Annotated in this window: 12 protein-coding genes; 5 read left to right on the top strand and 7 right to left on the bottom strand. The window is 54.9% G+C overall.

The genetic code is table 11. From position 1 onward, the window contains the following. Nucleotides 1-115: 115 nt before the first annotated feature. Together DSD31_RS04730 and DSD31_RS04725 are read right to left on the bottom strand one after the other, a co-directional pair. Nucleotides 116-1,549: a glycoside hydrolase family 32 protein gene (locus DSD31_RS04730; RefSeq protein ID WP_004867174.1), complete on the bottom strand. Its 1,434-nt coding sequence runs from the start codon at nt 1,547-1,549 to the stop codon at nt 116-118. Nucleotides 1,550-1,567: 18 nt separating this feature from the next. Beyond that, entirely contained in the window at nt 1,568-2,809 is a 1,242-nt protein-coding gene (locus tag DSD31_RS04725; RefSeq protein ID WP_004867177.1) for an MFS transporter, read from the bottom strand. A 245-nt stretch (nt 2,810-3,054) separates the two neighbouring features. Between DSD31_RS04725 and DSD31_RS04720 the strand changes: the two genes are divergently transcribed. Next, on the top strand, nt 3,055-4,050 hold the full coding sequence (locus tag DSD31_RS04720) for a LacI family DNA-binding transcriptional regulator (RefSeq protein WP_004867180.1): 996 nt from the start codon (nt 3,055-3,057) through the stop codon (nt 4,048-4,050). On the opposite strand, the gene araE is transcribed toward DSD31_RS04720, so the two are convergent. Beyond that, the gene (gene araE, locus DSD31_RS04715) at nt 4,051-5,469 is read right to left on the bottom strand and encodes an arabinose-proton symporter AraE (RefSeq protein ID WP_004867182.1); all 1,419 of its coding nucleotides are present in this window, start codon (nt 5,467-5,469) and stop codon (nt 4,051-4,053) included. 376 nt (nt 5,470-5,845) lie between these two features. Beyond that, on the bottom strand, nt 5,846-6,607 hold the full coding sequence (kduD, locus tag DSD31_RS04710; RefSeq protein WP_004867185.1) for a 2-dehydro-3-deoxy-D-gluconate 5-dehydrogenase KduD: 762 nt from the start codon (nt 6,605-6,607) through the stop codon (nt 5,846-5,848). Between the two features lie 536 nt (nt 6,608-7,143). On the opposite strand from kduD, the gene DSD31_RS04700 reads away from it, so the two are divergent. Continuing rightward, a complete protein-coding gene (locus tag DSD31_RS04700) occupies nt 7,144-8,319 on the top strand; it encodes an oligogalacturonate lyase family protein (RefSeq protein ID WP_004867187.1) in 1,176 nt (391 codons plus the stop codon). Between the two features lie 284 nt (nt 8,320-8,603). On the opposite strand, the gene DSD31_RS04695 is transcribed toward DSD31_RS04700, so the two are convergent. The 3 genes from DSD31_RS04695 to DSD31_RS04685 form a co-directional block, all read right to left on the bottom strand. Then, the gene (locus DSD31_RS04695; RefSeq protein WP_004867190.1) at nt 8,604-9,299 is read right to left on the bottom strand and encodes a porin; all 696 of its coding nucleotides are present in this window, start codon (nt 9,297-9,299) and stop codon (nt 8,604-8,606) included. Nucleotides 9,300-9,552: 253 nt separating this feature from the next. Then, nucleotides 9,553-10,731 carry an acetyl-CoA C-acetyltransferase gene (locus tag DSD31_RS04690; protein WP_113990857.1) on the bottom strand — a complete coding sequence of 393 codons (1,179 nt, stop codon included), beginning with the start codon at nt 10,729-10,731 and terminating at the stop codon, nt 9,553-9,555. A 105-nt stretch (nt 10,732-10,836) separates the two neighbouring features. Continuing rightward, nucleotides 10,837-11,718 carry a LysR family transcriptional regulator gene (locus DSD31_RS04685; protein WP_004867195.1) on the bottom strand — a complete coding sequence of 294 codons (882 nt, stop codon included), beginning with the start codon at nt 11,716-11,718 and terminating at the stop codon, nt 10,837-10,839. Between the two features lie 140 nt (nt 11,719-11,858). Between DSD31_RS04685 and DSD31_RS04680 the strand changes: the two genes are divergently transcribed. From DSD31_RS04680 to DSD31_RS04670, 3 genes are all read left to right on the top strand, one after another. Continuing rightward, nucleotides 11,859-12,320 (top strand): multidrug/biocide efflux PACE transporter, encoded by a 462-nt coding sequence (locus DSD31_RS04680; protein WP_004867197.1) that lies wholly within the window; start codon nt 11,859-11,861, stop codon nt 12,318-12,320. A 133-nt stretch (nt 12,321-12,453) separates the two neighbouring features. Next, the gene (locus tag DSD31_RS04675; RefSeq protein ID WP_004867200.1) at nt 12,454-13,683 is read left to right on the top strand and encodes an amino acid permease; all 1,230 of its coding nucleotides are present in this window, start codon (nt 12,454-12,456) and stop codon (nt 13,681-13,683) included. A 116-nt stretch (nt 13,684-13,799) separates the two neighbouring features. Then, entirely contained in the window at nt 13,800-14,666 is an 867-nt protein-coding gene (locus tag DSD31_RS04670) for an aldo/keto reductase family oxidoreductase (protein ID WP_015585828.1), read from the top strand. Nucleotides 14,667-14,964: the final 298 nt, after the last annotated feature.

The following is a 14,964-nucleotide window of genomic DNA, read 5'->3' as shown; positions in this document are numbered from 1 at the left end:
CACATGTAACTTGAAGTATGACGGGTATTTTTATTTATGGGCAAAGCACGACGATAATGACAATAATAACCCGCCCATCGTCGAAGACGGGTTATTAACGACCATGCAATAAAATTTATTCCAGCTGCCAGGCTCCTGCTTCAGTTAAAGACGCCAAACCGTTCCAGGCAAATAAAGATAATTCACGGCGAGCGGCATCCGGATATATACGGCTACTAAGACAGGCCTCTCCGTCATTAACAAACACTTCAACGGAAGAGCTATCGAAGAATACCCGCAGTTTCAGATCGGCCCCCTCGTGCAACGGTACGCTGCGCGTGCCGCACAGACCGTACTGCGGGTAGTTCCGCTCCAGCACCAGGCGTTGCATCTGCGCATCAACGTAGACCCGCAGCCCCTCGCCGAAGCTCAGTCCATACTGTTCTGCCGTACTGCCTGCGCAGTCCCAGTGCAGGATCACCTCCATCGCCTCACCGTTTTCCGCCATCAGCGACCGTTGGTTTTTCAGCGTGCTGACCGGCCACGGGAACCAGGCTCTGCGCAGGCACTCCACCTCTTTCGCCGGACGCATCTGCAGACGATTATCGGCGCTCAGCGTCAGCTCACGCGGCAGAGAGAGCATGCCAGCCCAGCCGTCCTGCTGTTCCGGCAGCGGTGACTCCCACATGTCCAGCCAGCCGATAACGATGCGGCGACCGTCGGGCGTCAGGAAACTCTGCGGGGCATAAAAATCATGGCCATGGTCCATCTCAACAAATTCACCTTCCCGGACAAACGGCTGCCCGGGCTGCCAGTCGCCGAGCAGATAGCCGCTCTGGAATAAATTGCGGTTCTGATAGCCCTGTGCCGCCATCCCCTGCGGTGAAAACATCAGTACTCGCTTGCCGCCGAGCGTGAAGAAGTCGGGGCATTCCCACATGTAGCCCATCTTATCTTCGGCTTCATCAAGGATCCCTTCGTCATGCCACTGGCGCAGATCGGCGGAACGATACAGCCGCACCTGGCCGGTATCACCGACGCGGGCACCGACGATCATGTACCAGCTATCCCCTTCGCGCCACACTTTCGGGTCGCGGAAGTGGTGCAGGCCCGGCGGGGTATCCAGCACCATGCCCTGGCGTTCAAAATGAATGCCGTCGCGACTGGTGGCCAGACACTGCACCTGATAGAGGTTCTCTTCGTCGCTGGGATCGCCGTGGAATTTATGCCCGGTATAGATCAGTGCCAGCGTATCGCCGTCCACCACGGCCGAGCCGGAGAAGCAGCCATCTTTATCCTCCGGCCCTTCCGGCGCCAGCGCCACCGGCAGGTGTTCCCAATGGACTAAATCCTTGCTGCGCGCATGACCCCAGTGCATCGGCCCCCACTGCGTGGAGTAAGGATGGTGCTGATAAAAGGCGTGATACCAGCCGTCAAACCAGACCAGACCATTGGGATCGTTGATCCAGCCCGCACGAGCGGCGAGATGGTAGCGTGGGTACCAGCGCAGGTTTAACGTCTCGCGTTTCGCCTGCAGTTCCTGTTCAGCGTTAGCAACGGTGTACATCATATTCTTCACTCTTTTCATTCAGATAGCGGAGGGTTGCGACATCATCGGATCCGAAGATGAGCGACTGGATCGCAACAAGAAAATGGAGATAAAGGTGGTGCAGAACACCAGCAGTCCCATAATCAGATAGGACTGGGCGAAGCCGTATTTCTCGTAGCTGTAGCCCGCCAGCGGCGACAGCACCGTGGCAATCACCGAGCTGGTGCAGGCAAAGCCCACCAGGTACAGCGTGGAAGAGAGACGTTTATCAAAGTTCAGGCTGTTGTATTTAAAGATGGCGACCAGCAGTACCGGCAGCTCCACCGCATGGAGCAGTTTGGTGATGGAAATCAGCAGCGGCCCTTCCACCAGCCCGGAGGCCACCATACGTAATGCCATGACCATCCCGGCGAAAATCAGGCCGTTTTTCGCGCCAATACGGTTAACCAGCCACGGCGCGCAGAACATCCCGGCCGCTTCGAGGAACACCTGGAAAGAATTCAGGTAGCCGTACATCGCGTTCCCTTCCTGCAGGGTGGCGAACTGCGAGGAAAAGTAGACCGGGAACTGTTGGTCGTAGACGCCGTAAATGCAGGTCCCGACGACAAAAAAGACCAGCGCCCAGAAGCGCGGCAGGGTCAGCAGACGCAGCGCATCCTCCAGCGTCACTTTGCCGCCGGAGATGGCCTCCTGCATAGCCTGCGGTGCGGAGGAGACCCGCAGTCGCGCCAGCAGAACAAAGAACACCAGGCCGGAACAGCTGGCGACCGCAAAGTTAAGTTTCGGATTGATGTTAAACAGCAGTCCGGCAAAAAAGGTCGCCACCGCCCAACCCAGCGATCCCCACATACGCGCCCGACCAAACTCAAACTGGCTCTGGCGCGCGACGCGTTCGGTATAGGATTCGAGTACTCCGATGCCGCCGTTAAAGGTTAAGCCGATATAGATCCCGCCAAAGATACTGCCGAGCAGTACGTTTATTTTCAGCAAATAGCCAAACAGCAGGTAGGCCGGCCCGGAGAGAATCAGTAGCACGGTGATATACCAGAGCAGGTTTTTACGCAGCCCAAGCTTGTCCTGAATAAAGCCGTAGCACACCTGGGCAAACAGCGCTGATACGGAAAGCACGGCATAGATGATCCCGGTATCCCCCGCCTTGAGCCCGACTTCCTGGTGCAACCAGATAGAGAGCAATGAGCCGGAAGAGGACCAGGTGACAAAAAAGAAAAACAGTAAGGCGCTGAGTAACGGATAGCTGTGAGAGTGATGGGCTTTCATCATGACATTCTCGTGTAGGGGTAATGCACGCAATGGTAACGTTAACAAAAAACATAAATCATGCCGTTTTGCCGAGATACATGATGTTAATCACAAAAGTTAACGTTAACATAACGAGGGTGAGATCGCGATCAAATAATCCGGCCCACTGAGACAACACGGCATACGATAGAATATCGTATGATCCTTTTACATCAGCAACTTAGTTGTATAGCCTGTTGCATGGCGGCAACGGTGGAGTGTGAAATATGGCATCTTTGAAAGATGTGGCAAAACTGGCAAACGTATCTCTGATGACGGTTTCACGGGCGCTGAACAACCCGGAACGTCTGAAACCCGAAACGCTGGCTCGCGTTCAGTCTGCGATTGAGCAGACCAACTACGTCCCTGACCTGTCTGCCAAGAAAATACGCGGCGCGCGCGCCACGCCGAATACCATTGGCGTACTGGCGCTGGATACCGTCACCACGCCGTTTTCGGTTGAGATCGCGTTGTCTATTGAAGAGACCGCCCGCGCGCACGGCTGGAACAGCTTCGTGGTGAATATGTTTTCCGATGATAGCCCGGAAACCATCGTCGACCTGCTGCTTTCCCACCGTCCTGACGGTATCATCTACACCACCATGGGGCTGCGCCAGGTACCCGTTCCCGCCAAGCTGCTGACGCTACCCTGCGTCCTTGCCAACTGCGAAAGTCTTAACGACCCGGTCGCCAGCTATATTCCTGATGATGAGCAGGGTCAGTACGCTGCGGTCAAAGCGCTGCTCGCCGCAGGCTATCGTAACCCGCTCTGTTTGCATCTCCCGGCCAACCATCTCGCCACCGTACGCCGCCGCCAGGGGCTGGAGCGCGCCTGCCGCGAAGCCGATATCGACCCGGATACGTTGGTGCACAGCTATATGGCCTACGGCGATAAGCACTACCATGATATTCCCGCCGTGGTGCAGGCCCATCTCCGTCAGGGAAAACCGTCGTTCGATTCGGTTATCTGCGGCAACGATCGTATCGCCTTTATGGTCTATCAGACGCTGCTGGCGCAGGGATTGCGGATTCCGCAGGACGTTGCGGTGGTGGGCTACGATAATATGGTCGGCATTGGCGATCTGTTTTTACCGCCGCTGTCGACGGTGCAGCTGCCGCACTATGATATCGGGCGCCTGAGCGCCCTGCATATTATTCACGGCGATAGCCATCGGGAAACGGTACGCGTAGCCAGTCCGTGGCTGCCAAGGGCATCCCTGTGATTAATTACCGATATTGCGCAGCTTTTCGCCGGACATCAGTCGGCGCTCGATGTGTTCGAGCGTGACGTTTTTGGTTTCCGGAATCAGCCAGAACGTCACGCCGATAAACGCCACGTTCAGCGCGGTATAGAGCCAGAAGGTCCCCGCCGCGCCAATCGTATCCAGCAGCGTCAGGAAGGTGGCGCCGATAATCATGTTTGACACCCAGTTGGTGGTGGTTGAACAGGTGATGCCAAAGTCGCGGCATTTCAGCGGCTGAATTTCCGAACACAGGATCCACACCACCGGCGCGGCGCTCATCGCATAGCCTGCAATGCACATCATGGTCATGCCGACGGAAAGCCAGGACAGGCCGCTGGAGGCGGTGCCGTTATCAAACTGCATCAGGCAGTAGCCCAGCACCAGCGTTCCGATAGCCATCACGCTAAAGCCGATTTTCAGCGCCGGTTTACGCCCCGCTTTATCGACGGTAAAGACCGCGATAAAGGTCGCAAACATAAAGGTCAGGCCGACCACCAGCGTGGCAATCATCTGCTGCTCGGTGGTGGTGAAACCGGCCATTTTAAAAATACGCGGCGCGTAGTACATGATGATATTCATCCCGGTAAATTGCTGCATCGCCTGCAACAGCATGCCAAGGAATACCGCGCGGCGGACGTTACGATTGATCTTAAACAGCGCCCAGCCGCCTTGCTTAAGCTTCAGGCTTTCGCGGATTTCATTGAGCTCATCACGGGCTTTTTCCGAGGTATCGCGCAGCATACGCAGCACCTCTTCCGCTTCAACGTGGCGCCCCTTTTCAGCCAACCAGCGCGGGCTGTTTGGCAGGAAAATCACCAGAACGATCAGCAGAAGCGCCGGCAGCGCCAGCACGCCCAGCATCGCCCGCCAGTTGCCGCTGTAGCTGAACGCGGTATCGGACAGGAACGCCATGACGATCCCCAGCGTCACCATCAGCTGATACATACTGATCATCTTGCCGCGCACGTTTTCACTCGCCATTTCAGAAAGATACAGCGGCGCGGTATACGAGGCGATCCCCACGGCGATACCGAGAATGATCCTTGCCGCCAGCAGCATTTCGACGCTCGCGGCAAACGCCGATCCGACCGATCCGGCCACAAACAATACCGCCCCCACCATCAGACTGTATTTACGTCCCAGTCGGAAGGAGAGCCAGCCGTTGAACAGCGCGCCAACCGCCGCCCCCAGCATCATGCTGCTGACCACCCACTCCTGCAGCCGGCTGGATAAGACAAAGTGGTCGGTAATAAAGGGCAGCGCCCCGGCAATCACCCCAATATCGAGGCCAAAAAGCAATCCAGCCACCGCAGCGGCAATAGAGACAAACTGGTTCATGCGTCGGGTATCACGCTGGCTACGCGCCAGGACCGTCGTGCCGTCACTGATTGAGGTCATTTTTTTCCTGCCTGAGCAAAGTAAAACGTGCAGTGAAAGTACGCGATCGGCGCGATAAAGTGTCAGGGAGGAGACGTCAAAGATATGGATTAAATTGCTGGCAGGACTTGTTTTGTGATGGACATTCAACTTTCTATTATTGCCGTTTCATCAATATCCTTTTATTCATTCCTTTTATCCATTGGCTAACAGCGGGAAATCGCGACGAAATGATATGGACGATCTTCAAATTCAGCGCCATATCAATATGGATAATTAATGTTCATCTTTCATCACTGTTGCGCCGATTGCCGGATGGTGAAGTGACATGGTCTACCGCCAGGCATAAAAAAACCCTGCCATCAAAGCAGGGTTTATCGCCTGTCGCCACGCGAGCTTAGCGCGCCAGCCAGCCGCCATCGACCGCCACGGTGTAGCCGTTAATGTAATCCGATGCGCTGGAGGAGAGGAAGACCACCGGCCCTTTCAGATCGTCCGGTAAGCCCCAGCGTCCGGCAGGAATGCGGTCAAGAATTTCCGCGCTGCGCTGTTCATCGGAACGCAGCTGCTGGGTGTTGTTGGTCGCCATATAGCCCGGCGCAATCGCGTTGACGTTGATGTTGTACTTCGCCCACTCGTTCGCCAGCAGACGGGTCACCCCCATCACACCACTTTTTGATGCGGTGTAGGACGGTACGCGAATACCGCCCTGGAAAGAGAGCATCGACGCGATGTTGATAATCTTGCCGCCGTTACCCTGGGCAATAAAATGCTTCGCCGCCGCCTGGGACATAAAGAACACGGTCTTGATGTTCAGATCCATCACGTCATCCCAGTCTTTCTCGCTGAATTCAAGGGCATCCTGACGACGAATCAAACCGGCGTTGTTGACCAGAATATCGATATGACCGAATTCGGCAACCGCACGCTCAAGCAGTTGAGGAATACCGTCAATCTGGCGCAAATCGGCGGTCAGGCTCAGGAAACGACGTCCCAGCGCGGTAACACGCTCAATCGTTTCCACCGGCTCAACAATATTAATGCCGACAATATCGCAGCCCGCTTCGGCCAGACCGAGCGCCATACCCTGACCCAGCCCGGTATCACAGCCGGTGACAACAGCCACTTTACCCTGTAAAGAGAATGCATCGAGTATCATACTTTGTTCCTTAGTCTTTCAGAGCCCGTACAACACAGGCAAGGTTCTATTTGTCCGATCCGCATCCCTCACGGTTGCTTACGCCAGGGAAAACGCTCTGGGTATTACCCACCTTAAAAATAAAACACAGTTTCGTTTTACTAGTGTCGACATCTTACCCCTGAGGAAATCTGTTTTCAATTTTTATTAAAACGATGTTTCATATTTTCGCGTTCTATTTATCAGAAATGCAGAACCGATCACGAAGCGATGCAAAAAAAAAGATATAAAAACAATAAAATACAATGAGTTAATTCAACTTTGAAAAATGACAGTAAAACGTAAAAAGCGGGCATGAAAACAAGATCGCCCCGAGAAGCCAGCTGAAAGAGCAGAAAAACCGCGATCCAGCGCAACATTTTATAGTGAATTGCGCTCACCATCACAAATAATGAAACGATGTTTTGATAAATTAACACCTATCTTTTAAATCAACCTCACCTGGCTACACGTCCCCTGCAGACAGGCGACATCGCGGGAAGGAAAAGGAGTACATCATGGCTAAAGGCATGCGGGTAAAATTGAATTATGAAGTCAGTCGCGATCCGGATACCGGCGCGGAGATCACCCGCTTAACCCCTCCGGAAGTAACCTGTCATCGTAACTATTTCTATCAGAAGTGTTTTTTTAATGATGGCAGCCACCTGCTGTTCGCCGGTGAATTTGACGGCCACTGGAACTACTATCTGCTAAATATCGCGACAGCCGAGGCCGTTCAGCTGACCGAAGGCGCCGGCGATAATACCTTCGGCGGCTTTCTCTCACCGGATGATTCCGCGCTCTATTACGTTAAAAATGACCGCACGCTGCTGGAAGTCAATCTTTCAACCCTCCAGGAGCGCCAGGTCTACCGCGTCCCGGATGAGTGGGTCGGATACGGTACCTGGGTCGCCAACAGCGACTGCAGCAAACTGGTCGGCATTGAGATTGCGAAAAGCGACTGGACACCGCTCAACGACTGGCAGATTTTCCACGACTTCTTCCATAAAGGTCCGCACTGCCGTCTGCTGCGCGTCGACCTGCAAAGCGGGGAGAGCCGCGTTATTCATGAAGAGAAAAAATGGCTGGGTCATCCCATCTACCGTCCGTTCGACGACAACACCGTCGCCTTCTGCCATGAAGGGCCGCACGATCTGGTCGATGCCCGGATGTGGATGGTCAACGAAGACGGCAGTCACGTGCGGAAAGTCAAAGAGCATGCCGAGGGCGAAAGCTGTACGCACGAATTCTGGGTCCCGAACGGTTCCGCGCTGATTTATGTCTCTTATCTGAAAGGTCAGCAGGGACGGACGATTTATCGCTTCGATCCGGATACCGGCATCAATACCGCGCTGATGCAGATGCCCGCCTGCTCGCATCTGATGAGCAACTTCGACGGCACGCTGTTGGTTGGGGATGGCTCTGGTACGCCGGTAGATGTGAAAGATACCAGCGGTTACACCATTGATAACGATCCTTATCTCTACGTCTTTGATGTCGCGAAACAGGCTTACTTCCGCGTTGCCCGGCATGATACCTCCTGGGCGACGGTCGCCAATAGCCGTCAGGTCACCCATCCGCATCCTTCGTTTACCCCCGACGATCGGGCGATTTTGTTCAGCTCGGACAAAGACGGGAAACCGGCTATCTACATCGCGAAACTGCCGGCGCATCCGGAGATGCTGCAGGCGTAATATCCGTATTGTTTTTGAGTGTGTTTCTGTAACTGGCCTTGCCCTCCTTCGCGGAGGGCTTTTTTGTTTCGTTACCGCCCGGCGGAGTCGTTGAGGCCGGCACAGGCCGTTTTTCCTCACCTTCTGTTGAACCCGTGCTGGTGAAACCTTCCGCAGCCCCTTTCGACTGCGCGAGCGGCCAAGTCTGCTTGCGCCATAATCAGCGCTAACGGGAACCGCATCCGGACGACAGAAACAGAAAACCCCGGCTGACGGCTCCGGGGTCATGACGGAAGAGGGTTTTATCAGAAGCTGTAAGCAACCCCGACGCGGAAACGGGTCTGGCGATCGCTGCGGTCATTCACACCCACGTTGCCCACTTCACCATACGGCGCCCAGTTTTTGTCGAGCTTATAGGCCAGCTTCACGTTGTACTCCTGGGAGTAAGGCTTGTTGTCGTTGCGGTTTACTCCCTCGGAGCTGCGGGCATAAACATAGTTCAGCTCGGTACGCCAGTTGCCCATCACAAAACCGGCCCACGCATCGCCACGGTTCACTTTATCGTCTTCTTTGCCGGCGCTCGCCGGGTAGCGGGTATAGTCGTAGCGATAGCGGGCGGCCACGTAGAAACCATTATCGAAGCTGTATTGCACGCGCAGATTGGGTTTGTAAATTGAGCGGCTATCGTTGCTCTCAATATTAAACCCCGGCGTCACGGAGAAATTCTGATTCGCCTTCCACTGCCAGCTAATGGTCTCTTCGTGGCCGTTGCCGACAAAATCTGAATACGGTTGGGAGGTATTATCGCCGCCTGACTTCCACTTTGCCTCTACGGAGAAGCCGAATCCGTTGGCAAAGCGATGGGAGACCGAGACACGGTCGGCATTGGTTTTATCTGTCTTACCTCCATCAATGAATTCATGACGCAAATCAACCGTGACAGCGGAAGCGGAAAACGCTGCGGCGCAGAGAGTAGCAAGGGCCAGAGATCTTGCAAACATAGGGTACCCCTCAAAATTAAAATTATGTTTCTATTTTATGAAACTGCATTTTATTTTTTAAGGACATATGTTTTAGTGATCGAGATCGTAATTATTTGTTTCAAAAAACATGGCACAGCAGGACGTGACAAAGCTCAACAAAAAAGGGCTTTATCGCCCCCTTTTCGCTGAATTTTTCCAGGATCTGCGGGAAGAAAATCCAATAAAAAAGCCTCCGTAAGGAGGCTTGAGAAGCAGGTAAAGTAAAGCGGGACTATGCGCGTTCTACCGCCAGCGCAACCCCCTGACCGCCGCCGATACAAAGCGTTGCCAACCCTTTACGGGCATCGCGTTTAATCATCTCGTGCACCAGAGAAACCAGAATTCGACAGCCTGATGCCCCAATGGGGTGGCCCAGCGCAATCGCCCCGCCGTTAACATTGACCCGCCGCTCATCCCATTCCAGCACTCTGCCGACAGAAATCGCCTGGGCGGCAAATGCCTCATTGGCCTCGATAAGCTCGACCTCATCCAGCCGCCAGCCCGCTCTTTCCAGACAGCGGCGCGTCGCGTGTACCGGCGCGATCCCCATCAGGGCCGGATCGACGCCGACGCTGGCAAAAGCGCGGATCCGCGCCAGGATCGGCAGACCGAGCTCCTGCGCTTTCGATTCGCTCATCATCATTACCGCCGCCGCGCCGTCATTGATGCTGGAAGCGTTGCCCGCGGTCACTGAACCCAGCCGATCGAAGGTGGGTAGCAGGCTGGCCAGCCCTTCGGCGCTGGCATCAACCCGCGGCTGCTCATCGGTGTCAACGGTGCGCGACGCCCCGTTCAGCTCGGTGGTTACCGGCACAATCTCATCACGAAAGCGCCCTGAATCAATCGCCCGCCGGGCCTTTTGCTGCGAACTCAGCGCCCAGGCATCCTGCAGCTCCCGGCTAATACCATATTCACGAGCCAGGTTTTCCGCCGTAACTCCCATGTGATAGTCGTTGAAGGCATCCCACAAACCATCGTGGACCAGGCTGTCAATCAGCTGGCTGTTGCCCAGCTGAGCGCCGGTGCGGCTATCGGTGAGAACGTGCGGCGCCCGGCTCATATTTTCCTGACCGCCGGCAATCACCACGTCAGCTTCTCCGCACTGGATTGCCTGCGTCGCCAGATGCAGCGCCTTCAGTCCGGAGCCACACACGTCGTTAATCGTAATGGCAGAAACGGTATTCGGCAGGCCGCCGCGGATCGCCGATTGACGTGCCGGATTTTGCCCGGTCCCCGCAGTCAGAACCTGCCCGAGGATCACCTCATCAACACTTTGCGGGTCGATACCGGTACGCTCCACCAGAGCCTTGACCACAAGACTCCCCAACTCTACCGCGGAGTGACGCGACAACGTTCCCTGAAAACACCCTATCGGAGTGCGCAACGCACCCACGATCACGACATCTTTCATCCTCTACCTCTGCCCTGCCTCTGCGCAAAGAAACAGCAACATAGTAGAGAATTGTTATCAAAAAATTTCGCAATTGTTTAAAAAAAGTGAGGCGAATCACAAAGATTAGCCCCGCGTTGCGGGTTCCTGGCGCTGTAAATGCTGACGCAGCCAGCTCCCGGCTTTCCCCGGCGGTGCCTTCTTATTCCACAATAAATCAACGGAAATCGCCCGCGGCCAGCCGGGAATGTTCAGCGCCACCAGCGTGCCTGACCCGGCAAACTCGTCAACCAGCGCACAAGGTAAAATGCACCATCCCAGCCCCTGCACCGTCATGCTGAGCAGCAGTAAATAGTTCGGCGCCGACCAGACCTGTCCTTTCGCAGGCTCCAGCGAGCTGGCCAGAAAAGTGCTCAGGCGCAGTTCTCGCCAGCTATGCAGCTCATCCCAGGTGACCCGTCCCTGCGCCGCCAGCGGATGCGCGGGAGCGACGTAAATGGCCATCGCCGTTTGTAACGGCAGCCGGGTACTGCCAATCTCCGTCGGATAGCTATCCCTGGCCTCAATCAGCCCCACCTGCGCGCGCTCCTTCTGCAGCAGGTCAATAACATCCTCATCTTCCCCTATCAGGCACTCAAACTCGGTGTGGGGAAAACGACGATCGAACTGCTGCAGCAGATCCTCCAGCACATCCGGATGCAGCGTGTCGGAGAGTACAAACGTGAGGCGCGCTTCCGTTTCATCAGACAGTGAAATAGCCAGCTCATCCAGCCGATTGCTGGCCGCCAGAATCGCTTTGACGTAGCTCAGCACCTGTTCCCCCTGTGGCGTCAGCGTGGGATGGCGAGTCGCGCGGTCAAACAGTGCGACGCCCAGATCGGCTTCAAGGTTTGAAATGGCGGTGCTGATGGTGGACTGGCTTTTGCGCAGCCGACGGGCGGCGGCAGAAAACGACCCGCAGGCCACGGCTTCAACAAATGCAGTCAGAGCTTCGGGAGAATAGCGCATGAACTATCTACTTTATCGATGGAATCTATCTTTTGTTTATCATATTTATCCATAAAATGCGGAGTAATTTCTCAGAATCTGTTCCCTCCTTAACTGCAGAGGAACCGGTCAGAACCACGGCTTTTCGGAGGTAGCAAGCCATGCAACAGAACACATTTCAGCGTAAAACGCTGACGGAGCGCGTTATCCATGCGGTCAGTTTTGAAGGACTCGCCACGTTAATTCTCGCCCCGACCGCCGCCTGGCTGATGCAGCGTTCGGTTCTTGAAATGGGGGGGCTGAGCGTGCTGCTCGCGACGCTGGCCATGGTATGGAACCTGATTTATAACGCCGCTTTTGACCGCCTCTGGCCGGTATCTCGCGTGGTGCGAACTCTCAAAGTCCGCGCGCTGCACGCTATCGGCTTTGAATCCGGGTTTATTCTTATCGGGGTCACCGCCGTGGCACTGATTCTCGGGGTCTCGTTGATCCAGGCGTTTATGCTCGAAATCGGCTTTATGCTGTTCTTCCTGCCCTACACCATGCTGTTTAACTGGGTATGGGATACTCTGCGCGAACGCGTACTGAAATATCGCCAGCAGCGGATCCTGGCACGCAGCTAACTGCTCTTCATCGCCGGGGGATGCCCGGCGATCCCTTGCCCTGTTTGTCATCCGAAAGTATCGCAACGGCTCATTCGTTGTTGTGGTAAATTACACTCCTTTTTTTTGGTCTTACGGTTGATAAATTCACACAATGTCTAAAATTTGGTCTAAAGAAGAAACTCTTTGGAGTTTTGCCTTATATGGCACTGCCGTAGGCGCCGGCACTCTGTTTTTGCCGATCCAGCTGGGGTCTGCTGGCGCCATTGTTCTGTTCATCACCGCGCTAGTCGCCTGGCCGTTAACCTACTGGCCGCACAAAGCACTGAGTCAGTTCATTCTCTCCGCGAAAGTTGCGCCCGGCGTCGGGATCACCGGGGCGGTTAACCATTACTACGGCAAGAAAGTGGGGAATCTGATCACCGCCCTCTATTTCCTCGCCTTTTTCGTGGTCGTCCTGATTTACGCCGTGGCAATCACCAACTCACTCGCCGAGCAGCTGGCAAGGCATATGCCGATTACACCCGCCGTTCGCGCCATGCTGAGTCTGGCCGTGGTCATGGTGTTGAACCTGATCTTTTTAATGGGCCGCCATATCACGATTAAGGTGATGGGTTTTTTGGTGTTCCCGCTGATTGCCTGCTTCCTGTTCTTGTCGATCTATTTAATCGGCGACTGGCAGCCTGAGCACCTCACCAGCCAGCTGCAGCTGACTTCTCATACGTTCCACCAGGTCTGGATCTCAATCCCTGTGATGGTTTTCGCTTTTAGCCATACGCCCATCATTTCAACTTTTGCTATCGATCAGCAGGAGAAATATGGTGATCTGGCTATGGGTAAATGCAAAAAAATCATGAAGGTGGCCTATACCATCATCTGCGCCAGCGTGCTGTTTTTTGTCTTCAGCTGCCTGCTGGCGATACCGGTCTCCTATATTGAAAACGCCCGCAACGAAGGAGTGACCATTCTCTCCGCGCTGTCGATGATGCCTGGTTCTCCGGCGTGGCTGGCGGTAACAGGCATCGTGGTCGCCGTAGTGGCCATGTCGAAGTCATTCCTCGGCACCTATTTTGGCGTGATTGAAGGCGCCAGCGAAATCGTGAAAACGTCGCTGAATCAGGTCGGGATTCGCAAAAGCCGCGCCTTTAACCGCGCGATGTCGATTCTGCTGGTCTCGACGCTGACGTTCATAGTTTGCTTCATCAATCCGAACGCCATTTCCATGATCTACGCCATCAGCGGCCCGCTGATCGCCATGATCCTGTTCATCATGCCGACGCTGTCGACCTACATCATTCCCGCACTCAAACCCTACCGTTCAGTGGGTAATTTCATCACCCTGGTGGTCGGCCTGCTGTGCGTTTCGGTCATGTTCTTTAGCTAATCTTCCCCTCTGCGGCGGCGGTTATCACCGCCGCCGCACGTTCTGCCAATATTTCTGCCATCCGGACTTCCTCGCCAGGTTTACACTTAGGGTTTGCACACCAGTGGGGAATCGCCATGTCCAGCGTAAAACTATCCGGAAGCGGAACATTAGGTCATCGCCAGGTTTATCGTCTGGGTTACGGCGCTATGCAGTTAGCCGGCCCCGGCGTATTTGGTCCGCCTGCCGATCCGGACGCCGCTATTCGTGTCCTGCGCGCGGCGGTAGCGGCGGGAGTCAATCATATTGATACCTCTGATTTTTACGGCCCGCATATTACTAACCAGCTGATTCGCAAAGCGCTCCATCCTTACGCAGACGATCTCTGCATCGTGACGAAAGTCAGCGCTCGCCGTGATGAAAAGGGCAACTGGCTGCCGGCGATGTCGCCCGAAGAGCTCACGCAGGCGGTGGAAGACAATTTGCGTAATCTGGGGCTCGATGTCCTGGAGATCGTGAATCTGCGCAGCATGCTCGGCACCCACGGCCCGGTAGAAGGCTCACTGGAAGCGCCGCTGACCACGCTGCTTGAGCTTAAAGAGCGTGGGCTTATTCGCCACATCGGCCTCAGTAACGTCACGGCGAAGCAGGTGGCCGATGCGCAAAAGCTGACGCCCGTTGTTTGCGTGCAAAACCAGTACAACGTTGCCAATCGAGGAGACGATGCGCTGATTGATGAGCTTGCCGCACAAAATATTGCCTACGTCCCTTTCTTCCCGCTTGGGGGGTTTACTCCGCTACAGGCACAGGAACTTAACGATGTTGCCGCCGCGCTGGAGGCGACACCGATGCAGGTTGCGCTGGCCTGGCTACTACAGCGTTCGCCTAATATTCTGCTGATTCCGGGAACCTCTTCGCTCCAGCACCTGCAGGAAAACCTGGCCGCTGGCGCGTTAACCCTGCCGCCGGAAGCCATCGCAACATTAGCGGCACTGCAGAACTAACGGCCTTCGCCACACCTGTGCGTGTCCTTCCGCACAGGTCCTTGCCGGGCGCCATTTTCCCTCCTATTATTTGGCTGGAATTAGCCCAACGCTGCTGGCACTATATATCCTACAAATGGGTATATGCTTGCACTAACCTGCGCTAAACAACCCTATATACAGCATTGATTTATACTATTTTGACAAGTCTCCTTATTGGGGACTTCTGTCGTTTTTGCCTTCCCCAAAAATTTTTACAACTCTTGATTACAGGAAAAACAACATCTGATTCGACGTTTATACAAATCAATTTAGCGAC

It is taken from the genome of Klebsiella sp. X13 (assembly GCF_003323835.1).
GTDB lineage: Bacteria > Pseudomonadota > Gammaproteobacteria > Enterobacterales > Enterobacteriaceae > Klebsiella > Klebsiella ornithinolytica.
This window is presented reverse-complemented; position numbering and strand designations above follow the sequence as displayed.

Bases quoted from the DNA above. Each gene is read 5' to 3' on its own strand.
- DSD31_RS04680 (WP_004867197.1), top strand. From the start codon at position 11,859: ATGCAACAGAACACATTTCAGCGTAAAACGCTGACGGAGCGCGTTATC.
- DSD31_RS04700 (WP_004867187.1), top strand. From the start codon at position 7,144: ATGGCTAAAGGCATGCGGGTAAAATTGAATTATGAAGTCAGTCGCGAT.
- DSD31_RS04730 (WP_004867174.1), bottom strand. From the start codon at position 1,549: ATGATGTACACCGTTGCTAACGCTGAACAGGAACTGCAGGCGAAACGC.
- DSD31_RS04725 (WP_004867177.1), bottom strand. From the start codon at position 2,809: ATGATGAAAGCCCATCACTCTCACAGCTATCCGTTACTCAGCGCCTTA.
- DSD31_RS04670 (WP_015585828.1), top strand. From the start codon at position 13,800: ATGTCCAGCGTAAAACTATCCGGAAGCGGAACATTAGGTCATCGCCAG.
- kduD (WP_004867185.1), bottom strand. From the start codon at position 6,607: ATGATACTCGATGCATTCTCTTTACAGGGTAAAGTGGCTGTTGTCACC.
- DSD31_RS04690 (WP_113990857.1), bottom strand. From the start codon at position 10,731: ATGAAAGATGTCGTGATCGTGGGTGCGTTGCGCACTCCGATAGGGTGT.
- DSD31_RS04695 (WP_004867190.1), bottom strand. From the start codon at position 9,299: ATGTTTGCAAGATCTCTGGCCCTTGCTACTCTCTGCGCCGCAGCGTTT.
- DSD31_RS04685 (WP_004867195.1), bottom strand. From the start codon at position 11,718: ATGCGCTATTCTCCCGAAGCTCTGACTGCATTTGTTGAAGCCGTGGCC.
- araE (WP_004867182.1), bottom strand. From the start codon at position 5,469: ATGACCTCAATCAGTGACGGCACGACGGTCCTGGCGCGTAGCCAGCGT.
- DSD31_RS04720 (WP_004867180.1), top strand. From the start codon at position 3,055: ATGGCATCTTTGAAAGATGTGGCAAAACTGGCAAACGTATCTCTGATG.
- DSD31_RS04675 (WP_004867200.1), top strand. From the start codon at position 12,454: ATGTCTAAAATTTGGTCTAAAGAAGAAACTCTTTGGAGTTTTGCCTTA.